At 61.0% G+C, this 16,654-nt stretch carries 15 protein-coding genes and 1 tRNA gene; 6 read left to right on the top strand and 10 right to left on the bottom strand.

The genetic code is table 11. The features are described from left to right. The first annotated feature begins 7 nt into the window (after nt 1-7). Nucleotides 8-1,495 carry a polyphosphate:AMP phosphotransferase gene (gene pap / locus ACTV8E_RS15805; protein ID WP_443200134.1) on the top strand — a complete coding sequence of 496 codons (1,488 nt, stop codon included), beginning with the start codon at nt 8-10 and terminating at the stop codon, nt 1,493-1,495. Nucleotides 1,496-1,565: 70 nt separating this feature from the next. Here pap and ACTV8E_RS15800 read toward each other — a convergent pair whose 3' ends face one another. Beyond that, nucleotides 1,566-1,925 (bottom strand): rhodanese-like domain-containing protein, encoded by a 360-nt coding sequence (locus tag ACTV8E_RS15800; protein WP_443200133.1) that lies wholly within the window; start codon nt 1,923-1,925, stop codon nt 1,566-1,568. A gap of 87 nt (nt 1,926-2,012) precedes the next feature. Between ACTV8E_RS15800 and ACTV8E_RS15795 the strand changes: the two genes are divergently transcribed. From ACTV8E_RS15795 to ACTV8E_RS15785, 3 genes are all read left to right on the top strand, one after another. After that, the gene (locus ACTV8E_RS15795) at nt 2,013-2,900 is read left to right on the top strand and encodes an AEC family transporter (protein WP_443200132.1); all 888 of its coding nucleotides are present in this window, start codon (nt 2,013-2,015) and stop codon (nt 2,898-2,900) included. Nucleotides 2,901-3,298: 398 nt separating this feature from the next. After that, a complete protein-coding gene (locus ACTV8E_RS15790; RefSeq protein ID WP_443200131.1) occupies nt 3,299-4,504 on the top strand; it encodes an acetyl-CoA C-acetyltransferase in 1,206 nt (401 codons plus the stop codon). A gap of 17 nt (nt 4,505-4,521) precedes the next feature. Next, nucleotides 4,522-6,666 carry a 3-hydroxyacyl-CoA dehydrogenase NAD-binding domain-containing protein gene (locus tag ACTV8E_RS15785; RefSeq protein WP_443200130.1) on the top strand — a complete coding sequence of 715 codons (2,145 nt, stop codon included), beginning with the start codon at nt 4,522-4,524 and terminating at the stop codon, nt 6,664-6,666. A 93-nt stretch (nt 6,667-6,759) separates the two neighbouring features. Here ACTV8E_RS15785 and ACTV8E_RS15780 read toward each other — a convergent pair whose 3' ends face one another. Then, on the bottom strand, nt 6,760-7,125 hold the full coding sequence (locus ACTV8E_RS15780) for a glutaredoxin family protein (RefSeq protein WP_251836814.1): 366 nt from the start codon (nt 7,123-7,125) through the stop codon (nt 6,760-6,762). A gap of 142 nt (nt 7,126-7,267) precedes the next feature. Here ACTV8E_RS15780 and ACTV8E_RS15775 point away from each other — a divergent pair, with 142 nt between their 5' ends. Next, a complete protein-coding gene (locus ACTV8E_RS15775) occupies nt 7,268-7,987 on the top strand; it encodes an amidotransferase (RefSeq protein ID WP_251836813.1) in 720 nt (239 codons plus the stop codon). A gap of 136 nt (nt 7,988-8,123) precedes the next feature. Here the strand turns inward: ACTV8E_RS15775 and ACTV8E_RS15770 are convergent, their stop codons facing one another. Next, complete coding sequence (locus tag ACTV8E_RS15770; protein WP_443200129.1) at nt 8,124-8,867, bottom strand: lysophospholipid acyltransferase family protein; 744 nt, start codon at nt 8,865-8,867, stop codon at nt 8,124-8,126. 90 nt (nt 8,868-8,957) lie between these two features. Then, the gene (locus ACTV8E_RS15765; RefSeq protein ID WP_273535827.1) at nt 8,958-9,647 is read right to left on the bottom strand and encodes a crotonase/enoyl-CoA hydratase family protein; all 690 of its coding nucleotides are present in this window, start codon (nt 9,645-9,647) and stop codon (nt 8,958-8,960) included. A 219-nt stretch (nt 9,648-9,866) separates the two neighbouring features. On the opposite strand from ACTV8E_RS15765, the gene ACTV8E_RS15760 reads away from it, so the two are divergent. After that, nucleotides 9,867-9,956 (top strand) — tRNA-Ser (locus tag ACTV8E_RS15760). Between the two features lie 502 nt (nt 9,957-10,458). Here the strand turns inward: ACTV8E_RS15760 and ACTV8E_RS15755 are convergent. The 6 genes from ACTV8E_RS15755 to ACTV8E_RS15730 form a co-directional block, all read right to left on the bottom strand. Continuing rightward, nucleotides 10,459-10,602 carry a hypothetical protein gene (locus ACTV8E_RS15755; RefSeq protein WP_443200128.1) on the bottom strand — a complete coding sequence of 48 codons (144 nt, stop codon included), beginning with the start codon at nt 10,600-10,602 and terminating at the stop codon, nt 10,459-10,461. Between the two features lie 24 nt (nt 10,603-10,626). Beyond that, a complete protein-coding gene (locus tag ACTV8E_RS15750; RefSeq protein WP_443200182.1) occupies nt 10,627-11,529 on the bottom strand; it encodes a copper resistance protein B in 903 nt (300 codons plus the stop codon). A 227-nt stretch (nt 11,530-11,756) separates the two neighbouring features. Further along, nucleotides 11,757-13,568 (bottom strand): copper resistance system multicopper oxidase, encoded by a 1,812-nt coding sequence (locus ACTV8E_RS15745; RefSeq protein WP_443200127.1) that lies wholly within the window; start codon nt 13,566-13,568, stop codon nt 11,757-11,759. Nucleotides 13,569-13,916: 348 nt separating this feature from the next. After that, nucleotides 13,917-15,689, bottom strand: a complete 1,773-nt coding sequence (locus ACTV8E_RS15740; protein ID WP_443200126.1) for a protein-disulfide reductase DsbD — start codon at nt 15,687-15,689, stop codon at nt 13,917-13,919. 137 nt (nt 15,690-15,826) lie between these two features. Beyond that, nucleotides 15,827-16,288 carry a DUF411 domain-containing protein gene (locus tag ACTV8E_RS15735; RefSeq protein ID WP_443200125.1) on the bottom strand — a complete coding sequence of 154 codons (462 nt, stop codon included), beginning with the start codon at nt 16,286-16,288 and terminating at the stop codon, nt 15,827-15,829. Between the two features lie 27 nt (nt 16,289-16,315). Continuing rightward, the gene (locus ACTV8E_RS15730) at nt 16,316-16,588 is read right to left on the bottom strand and encodes a heavy-metal-associated domain-containing protein (protein WP_443200124.1); all 273 of its coding nucleotides are present in this window, start codon (nt 16,586-16,588) and stop codon (nt 16,316-16,318) included. Between the last annotated feature and the right edge of the window lie 66 nt (nt 16,589-16,654).

Here is a 16,654-nt window from a genome sequence, read left to right as displayed (position 1 = left end):
TGCCCCCATGTTCGAATCCGCCGAAATCGGCCACGCCATCGCCAAGAAAACCTATGAGGCCGCCGAGCCCGCCCTGCGTGAGGCGCTGCTGGAAGCCCAGTATGAACTCCGCCAGCAGGCGCGCTTTCCGGTGATCATTTTGATCAATGGCATCGAAGGCGCCGGCAAGGGCGAAACGGTCAAACTGCTCAACGAGTGGATGGACCCGCGCCTGATTCGAGTAGAAACCTTCGACCTCCAGACCGATGAAGAGCTGGCGCACCCGCCGGAGTGGCGGTACTGGCGGCAGCTGCCGGCAAAAGGCCGGATCGGGGTGTTCTTCGGCAATTGGTACAGCCAGATGCTGCAGAACCGGGTCAACGGACGGACCAAGGATGCCCAGCTGGATCAGTCCATCAATCGCGCCCTGCGCCTGGAGCGCATGCTGTGCGATGAAGGCGCGCTGGTCTTCAAGTTCTGGTTTCACCTGTCCAGGCACCACATGCAGGCTCGCCTGAAAAGCTTGGCCGATGATCCTCTGCACAATTGGCGTCTCAGTCCGCTGGATTGGCAACAGTCGAAAACCTATGACCGTTTCGTTCATCATGGCGAACGAATCTTGCGCCGCAGCAGCCGCGATTACGCACCCTGGTATGTGATTGAAGGGGTGGATCCGTACTATCGCAGCCTGACCACCGGGCGCATTCTGCTCCAGGGGTTGCAGGCGGCGCTGCAGTCGGGCCGGGGTGCCACGCCGGCACCTCATGCCGCGCCCTTGGTGGCCAGTCCGGACAATCGCAGCCTGCTCAACAGCTTGGATCTGACCCAGGTGCTAAGCAAAGACCACTACAAGGCGCAGCTGGCGACCGAGCAGGCACGGCTGGCGCATTTGATGCGCGACAAGCGCATGCGCCGCCAGGCACTGGTCGCGGTCTTCGAAGGTAACGACGCGGCCGGCAAGGGCGGCGCTATCCGCCGCGTGACCGGTGCCCTGGACCCACGCCAATACCGCATTGTGCCGATTGCCGCGCCCACCGACGAAGAACTTGCCCAGCCGTACCTGTGGCGCTTCTGGCGTCACGTGCCGGCGCGCGGCAAATTCACCATTTTCGACCGTTCCTGGTATGGCCGGGTGCTGGTCGAGCGGGTCGAGGGACTCTGCGCGCAAGCCGACTGGCTGCGGGCCTATGGCGAGATCAACGACTTCGAGGAAAGCCTGGTGGAGCATGGTGTGGTGCTGGTGAAGTTCTGGCTGTCGATCGATAAGGACACCCAGTACCAGCGCTTCAAGGAGCGCGAAGCCACGCCATTCAAGCGCTTCAAGATCACCGAGGAAGACTGGCGCAACCGTGAAAAATGGGACGCCTATGTCGAGGCAGTTGAAGACATGGTCGACCGCACCAGCACGGAAATCGCTCCTTGGACGCTGGTGGAGGCCAACGACAAGCGTTTTGCCCGGGTCAAGGTGCTGCGCACGATCAACGATGCACTGGAAGCAGCCTTCAACAAAAAATAATCAGCCTCGGCCCTGCGGTCTTCATCGTGGCGGAACCGGCCGCCTGGTCAGGACGCATTCGTGACGAGCGCTACTCGCGACTGTCTAGCACGGTTTTCAATTCGTCATAGCCGCCGGCATTGAATACCTGGTGATACCCCAGTCCGCGGAGGGTGTCCTGGGCAATGGATGAGCGGCTGCCGCTGCGGCAATAGAGCACGATGGGCGTGTCCTTGTCAGGGGCCACGTCGGCGATCTGTGCGGCGATTCGGGTGTGCACGATATGCCGGGCTTCGGGCAGCGCGCCGGCGGCGTATTCCGCGTCGCTGCGGACATCGATCAAGACTGCGTTGGGTTGTTCAAGTGCCCGCAAGGCGCTTTCCTGGTCAACCTCCGCGGACAACGCCGGCAGGCTGAACGCGAGGACGGCGGCAAACAGTAAATGGCGCATGGTAGACGGTTCCGTTAGGGTTTGAGGGGCGGCTAGAGCATCCTCCAGCGTGATAGCATCGCACGGGTTTTTCTAGTGGAGATCGTCATGCTAGCCGAGTTGTTTGCCATTCTGGCTCCCGTGCTGATTGCCGCGGGTATCGGCTATGGCTGGGCGCGTAGCGGGCAGGCGTTCCCCACGGCATTTATCGCACAGCTGACCCTGAATGTCGGCACGCCCTGCCTGGTGCTCTCCGCGCTGACGCGCACCCGTGTGGAGCCGCAGGCGTTTGCCGAAATGGTGCTCGGTTGCGTGCTGGTCACCGTCCTCATGGGCGTGGTCGGCTGGTTGGCCAGCCGGTTGTGGCGCCAGGACTGGCGGGTGCTGGTGCCGGCCTTCCTGTTTTCCAATACCGGTAACCTGGGCCTGCCCATCAGCCTGTATGCCTTTGGAGAACAGGGTCTGGCGCTGGCCGTGGTGTTCTTCATGGTGCTGTGCGTCAGCCAATTCAGCCTCGGCGCGCTGTTGGCCGGCGAACGTTCGCCGCGCAAGCTGCTGCTTAATCCGACCATGCTCAGCGTGATGCTCGCGCTCATAGTGGTGATCTTCCAGGTGCCATTGCCGCGATGGTTGGATAACACCCTGGGGCTAATGGCCGGCATGACCATCCCGCTGATGCTGCTGACCCTCGGCGTGTCGCTGGCCTCGATCCGCGTGCGGCATCTGGGCAACGGCATGCTGCAGGGCGGCCTGCGGGTGTGCAGCGGGGCGGCGCTGGCCTGGCTGGTGGGCACCTGGCTGGAGCTGCCACCCTTGACCCTGAATGTGATGATTCTGCAATCGGCCATGCCGGTGGCGGTATTCAACTACCTGTTCGCCGTGCGCGCCAATCGGTCACCGGAAGAAGTGGCAAGCCTGGTGCTGTGTTCGACGCTGCTGGCGTTTCTGTTCCTGCCGCTGTTGCTGGCCTGGTTGCTGCCGGTGCTGCCTCTTTAGCTGAACAACCGGGTCAGATTGGGCAGGATCAGGACCAGGGCGACCGCACACACGATCCAGCCCGCCTGGCGAATTTTCTTCGGCTCTTTGTGCATGATTTTATTCCTTCTTCTTGTTGTTGGGCTTCGCAGGGCCTTGTTGATTGACTCTATCTGGGTCTCTACGTTCTGTTAGACCCCTTGGTTCTCAGCCCGCAGGGGTGCAGAGCGCGGACTTCTCAGCCGTGGTAAAAGCGTGCGGCAGACGGGTTGCCCGGCCAGCCGCCACGCAGCGCCATTCGTCTGAGCGCAGGCGTCAACGCAGCTGAGCGTATTGGTCATTGCCGATAGTCATGCCGGGTCTAAGGTAACGGGCGAACCGGAATTCCGGATGCCAGAACAATGACAAGAGACCAGGCCATGAGCGAAGCATTGATATACGACGCGGTGCGTACGCCGCGCGGCAAAGGCAAACAGGACGGCGCGCTGCACAGCGTCAAACCAGTCAACCTGGTCGCCGGGCTGTTGCGCGTCATGCAACAACGCAACCGGCTGGATACCGCCCAGGTGGATGACCTGGTGCTGGGTTGCGTGACCCCGGTGGGCGATCAGGGCGCCGATATCGCAAAGACGGCGGCTCTGGTGGCCGGTTGGGACGAACAGGTTGCGGGCGTGCAGCTCAACCGCTTTTGCGCCTCGGGCCTGGAGGCGGTGAATCTCGGCGCCATGAAAATACGCTCCGGCTTTGAGGATCTGGTGGTGGTCGGCGGCGTGGAGTCCATGTCCCGCGTGCCCATGGGTTCGGATGGCGGCGCCTGGGCATTGGACCCGGAGACCAACCTGAGCACACAGTTCGTGCCGCAGGGCATTGGCGCCGATCTGATTGCGACGCTGGAAGGTTTTTCCCGTCAGGATGTCGATGCGTTCGCCCTGCGCTCCCAGCAAAAAGCCGCCCAGGCGCGCGCCGAAGGGTTGTTCGCCCGATCACTGGTGCCGGTCATCGACCAGAACGGCGTGGTAGTACTCGATCATGATGAGTTCATACGCCCGCAAACCACCTTGGAAGGCCTCGGCGCCCTCAAACCGAGCTTCGAGATGATGGGCCAGCTGGGCTTCGATGCCACGGCGCTGCGCAAATACAGCCAGGTCGAGCGCATCAACCATGTCCATACGCCGGGCAACAGCTCGGGCATTGTCGATGGCGCAGCGCTGATGTTGATTGGCTCGGCGGCCAAGGGCCGTGAGCTGGGGCTGACGCCGCGCGGGCGCATTGTCGCCACGGCAGTCACCGGCAGCGACCCGACCATCATGCTCACCGGTCCGGGTCCGGCCACCCGCAAGGCGCTGGCCAAGGCTGGGCTGTCGGTGGGCGATATCGACCTGTTCGAAGTCAACGAAGCCTTTGCCTCAGTGGTGATGAAGTTCATGAAGGACATGGGCGTGCCGGAGGACAAGGTCAACGTCAATGGTGGGTCCATTGCGATGGGCCACCCGCTGGGCGCCACCGGTTGCATCATCCTCGGCACCCTGCTCGACGAGTTGGAGCGGCGCAATCAGCGCTACGGCCTGGCCACCCTGTGCGTGGGTGGCGGCATGGGCATCGCCACCATCATCGAACGACTTTAAGGCGGAGAAAAAGAACCATGACTGACGCCATTCGCTACGAAAAAGGCCCGGACAACATCGTCGTCCTGACCCTGGATATGCCGGGCCAGAGCGCCAACACCATGAACGCCGCCTACCGTGTGGCAATGGGCCGCACGGTGACTCGCCTGGAGGAGGAGAAGGACGCGATTGCCGGAGTGATTCTGACCTCGGCGAAGAAGACCTTTTTTGCCGGCGGCGATCTCAATGAACTGATCCAGGTCACCCGCGAGGACGCGCCGGCGTTCTACCAGATGGTGCTGAACATCAAGAGCCAGCTGCGACGGCTGGAAACCCTCGGCAAGCCGGTGGTCGCTGCAATCAATGGCGCAGCGCTGGGCGGTGGTTGGGAAATCTGCCTGGCCTGCCATCACCGCATCGCTTTGGACGATGCGCGTATCCAGCTCGGGCTGCCAGAAGTGACCCTCGGCCTGCTGCCGGGCGGCGGCGGTATCGTGCGCACCGTGCGCCTGCTGGGCATCGAGAAGGCGCTGCCGTATCTGGCTGAGGGCAAGAAGCTGCGCCCGCAGGAGGCGCTCAAGGCCGGGTTGCTGCATGAGCTGGCCGCCACCCCGGACGAGTTGCTGGCTAAGGCGCGGCAGTGGATCCTGGCGAATCCCGTCGCCGTACAGCCGTGGGACGTGAAGGGCTACAAGATTCCCGGCGGCACCCCATCCTCGCCCGCCGTGGCGCAGATGCTGGCCGTCGCGCCCAGCGTGTTGCGTGACAAGACCAAGGGCTGTTTCCCGGCGCCGGAAAAGATCCTCTGCGCCGCAGTCGAGGGCGCTCAGGTGGACTTCGACACCGCGCAGCTGATCGAGGCGCGCTATTTCACCGAGCTGGTCATCGGGCAGGTGGCGAAGAACATGATCGGCACCTTCTGGTTCCAGCTCAATGAAATCAACGCCGGCCGTTCGCGGCCCCAGGGTTTCCCCACCTATGCGACGCAAAAAGTCGGCGTGCTTGGGGCTGGCATGATGGGCGCCGGCATTGCCTATGTGTCAGCCATGGCTGGCATCGAGGTGGTACTCAAGGATGTCTCGCTGGCGGCCGCCGAGAAGGGTAAAGCCTATTCGGCCGCCCTGCTGGACAAGAAGGTGTCCCGTGGCCAGCTGAGTGCAGAGAAACGCGACGCCATCCTTGCACGCATCACCCCGAGCGTTGACGATGCTGATTTTGCCGAGTGCGACCTGATCATCGAGGCGGTTTTCGAGGATCGCGCCCTCAAAGCCAGTGTCACGGCCGCCGCCGAAGCCTGCGCACTGCCGGAGGCGCTGATCGCCTCCAATACCTCGACGCTGCCGATTACCGGCCTGGCCAGCGCCGTGCGCCATCCGGAAAAATTCATCGGCCTGCATTTCTTCAGTCCCGTGGACAAGATGCCGCTGGTGGAGATCATTCGCGGCGAGCAAACCAGCGACGAAGCTCTGGCGCGGGCGTTCGACTTCGTGCTGCAGATCAACAAGACGCCGATTGTCGTGCATGACAGTCGCGGCTTTTTCACCTCGCGGGTGTTCGGCACCTTTACCAATGAAGGCATTGCCATGCTCGGCGAGGGTGTGTCGGCGGCAATGATCGAAAACCAGGCCCGTCAGGCGGGCATGCCGGTCGGTCCGCTGGCGATCTCCGATGAAGTGTCGATGAGCCTGATGGAGCATATTCGCCGGCAGGCAGTCAGTGACCTGGCTGCCGAAGGCAAGACGGCGCCCGAGCATCCGGCATTCGCGGTGATCGACTTGATGCTCAACGAGTACCAGCGTCCCGGCAAGGCCGCCGGTGGCGGTTTTTACGACTACCCGCAAGAGGGCAAGAAACATCTGTGGCCGGAGCTCAAGGCGCGCTTCGAAAAAGCCGGGGCACAGATTTCACCCCAGGATGTGCGCGATCGTCTGCTGTTCATCCAGGCCATCGAGACCGTGCGCTGTGTGGAGGAGGGCGTATTGCGCTCCACCGCCGACGCCAACATCGGTTCGGTGTTCGGGATCGGTTTTGCGGCCTGGAGCGGTGGTGCCTTGCAGTTCATCAACCAGTACGGCCTGGCCGACTTCATCGCCCGTGCTCAGTACCTGACGGAGCAGTACGGCGAACGTTTCTCGCCGCCGGCGTTGTTGCTGGAGAAGGCGGCGCGAGGGGAAACCTTCTAAAAAAACACTGATGACCCTGCGGTGCCGGCTGCATGCCGGCATCCGCAGTGCTGGTTTGCCGATGTGAAATCGGCCCTACATGGCGATTGCCGCTCAGGCGAAGCGCTGTTCCAGCCAGGCAATGATTGCCTTGGATTCGTACAGCCAGGAAACCTGGCCATTTTCTTCAATACGCAGGCAGGGCACCTGTATTTTTCCGCCTTGGGTTTCCAGTTCCTGGCGGGCCTGGGCGTCGTTCTTGGCATCGCGCAGGGCGATCGGCAAGTTCAGCCGATGCAGGGCACGCCGCGTCTTCACACAAAACGGGCAACCGTGAAACTGATAAAGCGCCAGGTTGGCTGTGCGTGCCTTGACCTCGGCTTGCGCCTCCGCGCTGCGCTGCATTTTTTTCGGGCGGGTGAGGAAATCAATAAAAACGATCAGTTGGCCCAAGCCAACCCGTAAGGCCTTGATAAGCACAGTCAGGCTCCAGAATAGAAAAGGTTGCGCAGTGTAGCCGATTGACGGCTGTGTCTGGCGGGCGCGGGCTATTCCTCACCACGCACGGGCTATGGTAAGAAGGGTGACAACCGCTCCATACCTTTATGTTTTTGGAATTCCCATGTCGTTGCGTATCTGTATTCTGGAAACCGATCACCTGCGTCCTGAGTTCGTCGAGCAGTACACCGGCTATGGCCATATGTTCGAACGGTTATTCGCTAACCAACCGATTGCCGCGCAGTTTGAAATTTTCAACGTGGTTGAGGGCCATTACCCGGCCGATGACCAGCGTTATGACGCCTATCTGGTTACCGGCAGCAAGGCGGACTCGTTCGGCAGCGATCCGTGGATCCAGACGCTTAAGACTTATCTGCTGGAGCGCTACCAGAACGGCGACAAGCTGCTGGGCATCTGCTTCGGTCATCAGTTGCTGGCGTTGTTGCTCGGTGGCCAGAGCGAGCGGGCCGGTCAAGGGTGGGGCGTGGGCATGCATCATTACAGCGTTCAGGAGCAACTGGACTGGATGCAGCCGGCGCTGGATCAACTGACCCTGCTGATCAGCCATCAGGACCAGGTCACCCGCGCTCCGGAAAACGCCACGGTGCTGGCCTCCAGCGAGTTCTGCCCAATTGCTGCGTTCCGCATCGAGGACCGCGTACTGTGCTTCCAGGGGCATCCCGAGTTCGTACCGGATTATTCACGGGCACTGCTCGACGTGCGCCAGCAAACCCTGGGCGAGACGCTCTATCAGAATGCCTTGCAAAGCCTTCATCTGCCGCATCACGGCAGTGTGGTGGGCGAGTGGATGCTGCGCTTTATCGCCCAGGGGCGCGAAGCGTAACGTTCAATATGTGTTAGCTGCTGTAAGGGTTAAGGGGCGCGGCAGCAGGGAATTGGGTTCGTCCCGTGCATCGCGCCGAGCCCCATCAATGCCCATCAATGATGGGCATTGTCTCGCTCAACGCAACGCTACCGACCTAAAGCGGCTGCGCCGCGGCCAGGCGCTGCTCCAATTGTTCATCCAGCTCGTCAATGCATGCCTGCATGCGGGCATGGCATTGCTCGATCAGCGCCGGCATGTCTTCCAGGCTCAGGTGTGCGGTTGGAATGGCCGGCAGCGCGCGGACGCGTATCTGCCCACTGTCCCAGCGATTCAGATCCAGTGTTTGGGTGTAGCGGCTGACGCACACCGGCACGATCGGAGCCCCAGCGGCGATGGCCATCTGAAACGCCCCTTTCTTGAACGGCAGCAGCTCCTGGCCGCCATTGCGCGTACCTTCCGGAAACACCCAGATAGACGTCTGGCGCTTTTGCAGGGTTTCGGTGGTGGTGAGCATGGTCTGCCTGGCCTTGCAGGCATTGCTGCGATCAATCAGGACATTGCCGGCCAGCCAGTAAAGCTGGCCGAACACTGGAATCCACTTCAGGCTTTTCTTGCCCAGGCTCACGGTGCGTGAGGGCACCGTGCCGCCGAGGACGAACAGGTCGTAATTGGACTGATGATTGGCAATGATCACACAGGCCTGTGTTTGACTGTTCAGGTGCTCCAGTTCGGTCTCGACCTTGATGCGCAGCAACCATTGGCTCGGGGTGGCGAACAAACGGGCGCACAAAGACGTATTGTTGGGATTGAAAGGGCGGAGCACGCCAAGCAACGCGCCGAGGCAGCTGGCAATAACGGAATACACGCTCAGCAACAACAAGCGCAGAACGGACAGCATGGCAGGATCTCCAGCAAAGGGACGTCGAGTGTACGAACGTCCACTGTGCTCGGCAATCCACTCGCCTTGGCAACGGTCCCAAACGGTCTGTTAGAGACCGTGGCGCTTGTCCAACTCGATAGCCTGCTCAAGGGCGTCAAGCAATTCTTTGCGTACCTTGAGCTTGGTGTTGCGGTGAGCGGTCATGTTGATCTTCTTCAACTGATTCGCTGTCTCCAGTGCGGTGCTCATCAGCGCCTCGGGGGTGACCACCTTGTCCAGGAAGCCGGCTTCGCGCGCGCCCTGCGGATCGAACATCTCGCCGTTGATCACCGAGCGGTGGAAAGCGGATTTGCGTAAGCGATCACGGGCCAGCTCGATACCGACGTAATGCATGGTCATGCCGATCTGCACTTCGTTCAGGCCGATGCTGAACGGACCTTCAACACCGATGCGATAGTCTGCGGAGAGCAGGATAAAGGCACCCTTGGCTACTGCATGGCCTGGGCAGGCGACGATGATCGGGAAGGGGTGAGCAAGCATGCGTCGGGCCAATGTCGAGCCGGCGGCGACCAGGTCCAGTGCGTTTTGCGGGCCGGACGTCATGACCTTGAGGTCGTACCCGCCGGAAAGAATGCCCGGCTGCCCGGTAATGATCACCACGGCGCGGTCCTGCTCGGCGCGATCCAGCGCCGCATTGAAGGCGACGATCAGGTCCGGTGAAATCGCGTTGACCTTGCCGTTATGCAGGGTCAGGGTGGCGATGCCGTCTGTGCATTGATAGGAAAGCAGCTCACTCATGGCGGGGGGTTCCTTGTGATAAGTGACGCTGACGTTACCCAGCCGGCCTGCACAGGTAAAGCACGATGACTGACTGGGCGGTCGCAGAGCTGAGCGAAAATGCAGCTATTTTCGCTGGGGATACTTAAACGCATGAAAAAGCTGAAAAAAAGTTTGCCTTTGCAGAAACGTTCGACTAAATTAGCGCGCCTCGACGGGGTGAACGCCTCGAAGAGATCCGGTGAGGTGTCCGAGCGGTTGAAGGAGCACGCCTGGAAAGCGTGTATACGGGAAACCGTATCGTGGGTTCGAATCCCACCCTCACCGCCAGACCATATACGCAAAGCCCCGTTATACGGGGCTTTTGCGTTTCTGGGGTTCGTAGTTCCCACACTTGTTCCCACACTTTGTCGGCGCGTGACGTTATCCCGCAGGGCTTTCGAGTTTTGGGAGGTGAAGACTGCGTCTGACTCACACCGGCGGTGTGCGCGACCTGCCTAAGGTATCCCTTGGGATGCTGACAGGCTGAAACTCTCAAGGAAACGGTGGGCATTGCCCGCTCGCAGTGTTGATTATCGCTTGGTGAGTTTCTGCTTCGCTGGGTGTTTTACCCGCCAAGAAAACCCAACCGGATGCTGAAACTCTGTCAGGATGATCGGCGGCTGATTGAGATTTTCAAATGGGACAGCCGATCCGGAGCTGTCCTGGTGGGTGCGATCCTTGTGCTGAATCAGCTCGCCTATGTAGGCCTTGACGGTATCCAGTTTCGCTTCGAGCTGATACGGCCCGGTCGGTATAGAGCCATCGCTGGCTGGCCACTTGTTTGAACTGATTAGGTGACCATATCCAGCCTTCCTACGTGCAGGGTCAGGCTGATCTTGCTGCGCAATGCATCCACTTCGAACGTGGAGTCCTCGGCCAGATCCTCGCGACGGAAAAGACGGAGTGACAGTCCAAGCGCACTCCAGTACCGCATGCCCGTGTCGTTAATTAAGTCATTTCAAAACCAGAAACGGACCCCGGCCACTACGCGGCTTTCACTGCTGTCCTCATTGTTGGCTCGTCGCATATCAGCGGTATCACTATAGGCGCGATACCAATTCACACCGATATAGGGCGCGAATTGCCGGTTGATTTCATAACGTAGGCGCAAGCCCAGCTCAGTGTCGCTAAGGCCTGCTCCCACGCCACGTTTCGGGTCGTTGCGGCCATGCAGATTGACCTCAAGGCTGGGCTGTAGGATCAGTTGGTTGGTCAATAGGATGTCGTAGTCGGCGGTTAGCCGAGCAGCGCTTTGACCGCCTTCGCCGAGGAACGCGGTCGCTTCGGTTTCCAGGCCAAACAGCGGCATGCCTTGTACGCCGAACGTCGCCCAGGTTTGCGGCGAGCCGGGCTTGAAGTCCTGGCGTACACCGGCCACGGTTTCCCACCAGGGGCCGATGGCGTGGCTCCACAGCAACTGCAGTTCGGCCTCTTCGGTGTGGCCATCGACGCGCTCGCCTTCTGAGCGGAACGCCAAGCGATCGATGTCGCTGCCGATCCAGCCGTTGATGTCCCAAGCCAGCGCGTTGCCGTCGTCCGCGTCCTGCCATTCCAGTTGCTCAGCGAGCACAAGGTAGTTCATTCCACCTTCGTGCATGGCCTGTGGTGGCAACTCGGGGAAGGCGGCGGCCCGGTCGGCGTCAGTTAACGCCGGAACCGGGTGGCCGGCTGGTGTTTGAGTGTGTCGCGGTATGGATGTTTTTGAACCGGGGTGCATCGCGCCAGGCTTCATTTGGCGCATGTGTTCCATCATCTGCTTATGGTCCATGTCGCCGTGGTTCATTTGCCCATCTTTCATGTGCTGACGATGCATTTCCTGCATCCTCTGCATCATCTTTTGGTCCATGTCGCCATGGTCCATTCCCCCGTCCTTCATGTGCTGGCGATGCATCTCCTGCATCGGCTGGCCATGATCCATTGCGGGGCCGCGTGGCTTATCTGTCGTTTTGGTGTCGGGAGCAGCCTGCGGGTGGTGGCCTTGGTGTTCGTCCTGGGCCATGGCGTGCGGCAGTTGCAGTGCCCCCGCCAGGCCAAGGGCCAATACGGAAGTCAGGAGACTGCGTGGGGTGGCATTCATCGTGTCTCTCCTTACTCGTCCACACGGACTTCGCGGAACATGCCGAGGTCCATGTGCATCAACAGGTGGCAGTGGTAGGCCCAGCGGCCAAGGGCATCGGCGGTGACGCGGTAGCTGCGTTTGGCGCCCGGCGGCAGGTCGATGGTGTGTTTGCGCACCAGGAAGTTGCCCTGTTCGTCCTCCAGATCGCTCCACATACCATGCAAGTGAATGGGGTGGTGCATCATGGTGTCGTTGACCAGCACGATGCGGATGCGCTCGCCATATTTCAGGCGGATCGGCTCGGCATGGGCGAACTCCACGCCGTCGATGGACCAGGCGAAGCGCTCCATGTGACCGGTCAGGTGCAGTTCGATGGTGCGGCTCGGCTGCCTGCCATCCGGATCGGCGAAACGGCTGCGCAGGTCGGCATAGGTCAGTACGCGGCGCCCGTTATCGCGCAACCCGATGCCGGGATCAGCCAGCTTGGGTACCGGCATCATGGTCTGCATATCCAGCAAGGGATTGCCGGCCTCGCTGGCCGGATGCCGCTGCATGCCTGCCATTGAGCCATGGTCCATACCCATCATGGCGCCGTGATCCATGCCTGCCATCGAGCCATGATCCATACCGGACATCTGGCTGTGGTCCATGCCGGCCATTGAGCCGTGATCCATATCGCTCATGGCGGCGTGATCCATGGAGTTGCCATGGGCCCCATGATTGCCGTGGCCCATGTCTTCCATGGTGAGTTCGGGGCGCGGATCCACCGCGGGTACCGGCGCGCGTAGCCCTTCACGTGTCGCCAGACTGCCGCAGGCGTACCCACTGCGATCCATGGCTTGGGCGAACAAGCTATAGGCCTGCTGGTCCGTGGGCTCCACCAGGATGTCGTAGGTTTCCGCCACTGCCAGACGCAGTTCATCCACCTCAACCGGCTCCACGGGCTGGCCGTCGGCAGCGATAACCGTCAGTTTCAGGCCGGGGATGCGGAAGTCGAAGTAGGTCATGGCCGAGCCGTTGATCAGGCGTAGGCGAATGCGTTCGCCTGGCTTGAACACGCCGGTCCAGTTGTTTGCCGGTGTATGGCCGTTGAGCAGAAAGCTGTAGGTAGCCCCACTGACGTCGGCCAGATCCGTGGGGCTCATGTTCATTTTCGCCCAGGCCCAGCGGTTACTCAGGGTTTCGCTCCAGCCCTTGTCAGTGACATCCTTGATAAAGTCGCCGACCGTACGACGATGCTCGTTGTAGTAGTCCGACTGCTTTTTCAGCTTGGCCAGTACGCGCGCCGGATTCTCATCGGTCCAGTCAGAGAGCATCACGACATAGTCACGCTCATAGCGGTAGGGCTCGGGTCGCAGCGGATCGATGATCAGCGGGCCGTAAACCCCCAGCTGTTCTTGGAAGCCGGAATGGCTGTGGTACCAGTAGGTGCCGTGCTGTTTGACCTTGAAGCGGTATTCGTACATACCGTCCGGCGCGATGCCGGCGAAGCTGAAACCGGGGACGCCGTCCATGTTGGCCGGCAGCAGGATGCCGTGCCAATGGATTGAGGTGTCTACCGGCAGGCGGTTACGCACGCGCAGCGTTACGGTGTCGCCTTCACGCCAGCGCAGCAGCGGGCCAGGGATCGAGCCGTTGATCGCCATGGCGGTACGCCGCTTGCCGGTAAAGTCGACATCCAGTGCGTCGATGGTCAGGTCGAACTCGGTCCCGGCCAGTACGGTCGGCTGGCCTGGGCTGGTCAATGCCCAGACCGGTTGGCGCCACAGGCCGAAGCCGGCGAGCGCGCCGCCGGCGACCATGCCCTTGATCACGGTGCGACGTGAAGGAGTGGAATGCATCTGGGATATCCCTACTGTCAAAGGTTTGGACGAAACGTGTCGACGCGCTTTGCAAAGCCGCGCTCGCCGTCAGGAAACTCAGGCCGCTCTTTAAGCGTTATTCGGTGAGGGCAGGGCAGTGCGCCACAATTCCATTCGGGCCGGCGTCGGTCGGATTGCGATGGACACGCCTTAGGCACCCTTTGCCAACCTCAGGGCTGGCAATAAGCCGGCCTGTGGCGTGAACCGGCATTTTCGATAGGCCGCAGCCTAACGACCTCTGGCTGTCGGCAGGCTGAAGCGGCGATTACATTTCTGTCAGTTGGCTCTGGGTCGAGAGGAGCAGGGTTTTTTCCGGGAAAGACCGAATTACAGGGTTTGAATTCGGCCGTTGGCTTGGCGCAGAAGTTCGACGAAGCTTTCGGCGTCGGTTTCACCTACCGTGCGCAGGTCTTGCCATTCATCGCCACTGGGCGCGAACAATTGCAGCGCCGGTGGGCCGAACAGCCGGTAGCGATCGAGCAGGGCGCGTTGCTCAGCATCGCTACGCGTTATGTCGAAGCGCACCAGTCGGTAACCGATCAGTTGCTCGCGCACGGCGGGTGCTTCCAGCACTTCTCGTTCAATGACCTTGCAGCTGATGCACCAGTCGGCGTACCAGTCCAATAGCAGGGGTTGGCCGGCATTCTTCGCTGACAGCAGTGCCGCATCCAGGGCGGCCGGTGTGTCCAGAGTCTGCCAGCCGGCGTTTGCGTTGGACGGAAGTACGACTTGGGCGTCTAAGCGACCCAGCGGTCGCATTGGATCGGATTGACCTTGCAAAGCGCCGAGCCAGGCGCTGACACCGTAAACCAGCAGAGCCACACCGAGCAGTTGGGCGAGCCTTTGCTGGCCGGACTTGGGTGTGAATTCCAGAGCACCGAGCCACAGCGCAGTGCCAACCGCCAAAAGGCCCCACAAAGCCAGAGTCACTGCAGGGGGCAATACACGTTCCAGCAGCCATACAGAGACGGCGAGCAGCATCACGCCGAAAGCCTTGCGTACACCGACCATCCAGGTCCCGGACTTGGGCAGCAAGGCTCCGCCACCGGTGGCGAACAGGACCAGCGGCGCGCCCATGCCCAAGCCCAGGGCGAACAGCTTCAGACCCCCGCCGAAGGCGTCGCCGGTGGCGCTGATGTACAGCAGCGCACCAACCAGCGGTGCTGTCACGCAGGGTGAAACCAGCAGGCTGGACAGCACGCCGAGCGTGGCGGCACCGATCATTGAACCCCCGCGGGTTCGGCTGGCCAGACGATCCAATCGTTCGCTGATAAAGCGCGGCAAGCGCAACTCGAATGCGCCGAACATGGCCAGGGCGAACACAGTGAAGAACGTGGCAAAGGGCACCAGCACCCAGGGAGATTGCAGGCGCGCCTGCAGGTTGAGGCCGGCACCAAACACGCCCATCAGTGCTCCAAGCAGAGCGAAGCAGACAGCCATGGGGAGTACGTAGGCAAGCGACAGGCGCAAGCCTCGCATTCCACCGAGCTGCCCCCGCAATACCACGCCAGACAAAATCGGCAGCATCGGCAGCACGCAGGGAGTGAAAGTCAGGCCCAGGCCAGCCAGGAAAAACAACACCAGACTGCCCCAGTCTACGGGGACTCGCTGTTGCAGGGCTGCAATAGTAGGCGGGTCACTTACCTGAAAAGTACGAACTTCCGGTGGATAGCACAGCCCCAAATCAGCACACCCCTGATAGCTCACCTGGAGGGTAAATGATCTGTTCTGAGGATTGTCAATCGGTAACAGCAAGTCGGTTATGCCGTAGAACACCTCGACATCGCCGAAAAACTCATCGGTTTTCGGTTCGGCCGCAGGCCATTGGGGGATGCCGATTGACACTTGCGGGTGATCGCTAGTGAAGGCGAAACGATGCTTGTAAAGGTAATAGCCATCAGCGTTTATGAAACGCAGATGGAGGCTGTCCTGGCCGGCTTCTATCAGGTCGAGGCCAAAGGCCTTATCCACCGGAAGGAAATCCTGGCTGTTGTTCAGAGGGACACTGGACAACGCCGGCTGAGCACGCGGCAGATCAAATATCCCAGCACTGGTAGGCATGGAGAGCAGAAGAAGCAGACAGAACAGGAGGCGGGACATGGGCATCTCGCGGGCCAAAAGCGTGTGAACAGGGGATAACAGGATTCGGCCCTTACGCGGGAGCTGTCCTTCAGAATGCGGGCCGGCGGCGGATTGCGTCTACTACGCACTCCAGTGCCGGGCCCGCCCAGCCGCTATCAGCGGCGCGGAACTCGATCCAACGGGTAACGGGCGATGGTCTCCTCCTGGCCAGAGCGGGCTAACCCGATCACCTGGTAGGGATGTTTGACGTCGCCGTACTCCATACCGGGTGAGCCGGCCGGCATGCCAGGCACGGCGATTCCCAGCAGGTCGGGACGCTTGCGCAGTTCCAGAATTTGCGCCACAGGCACGTGACCTTCAACGAACTTGCCATCGATTAGGCCTGTATGACAGGACGCCAGGCGCGGCATCACCCCCAGATCTTGCTTGATCGCACTCATGTTGCGTTCGACGTGGTCGCGGACCTCGAAGCCGTTGTCCTTCAAGTAGGTGATCCAGTCCTTGCAGCATCCGCAGTTGGCGTCGCGGTGCACATCAATGGTCAGGCGCTCGGCGGCTTGGACAGTCCCACTCATCAGCAGGACGGCGAGGGCTGCGGTAGTCAGTTTTCTTGACATAAAGAACCTCTTTCTTGAATCGCGTGTTCAATTGCAACAGCAACCACCGCTGCCACCGCAACCAGCTCTTTTCTCGCTGCTTGACGCGGCGGCCGGACTGGTCAGCTGGGCGGGATATCCAGCCTCAGCCAGGGAGGCGATGAGTGCATGGCTGTCGCTCTGGCCACTGACCCGCACACGGCCCCCTTGCAGGTCGACATCCACCGTGGTGACGCCTTCCACAGTGTTGAGCGCCTCGGTGACATGCTTGACGCACGAGCCGCAGCTCATGCCTTCGACACTCAGTTCAATGGTGCTCATGACAATCTCCTGGCGGGGGGTCGCTGTTAGGGTTGTGCCAATCTTCAACCTTGCCAGACTGGCAAG

The sequence above is a fragment of the Pseudomonas sp. B392_1p genome (genome assembly GCF_052245235.1).
Taxonomy (GTDB): Bacteria; Pseudomonadota; Gammaproteobacteria; order Pseudomonadales; family Pseudomonadaceae; genus Serpens; species Serpens gallinarum.
Note: the sequence above shows the minus strand (reverse complement) of the source record. Positions and strands in the feature narration are given on the sequence as shown.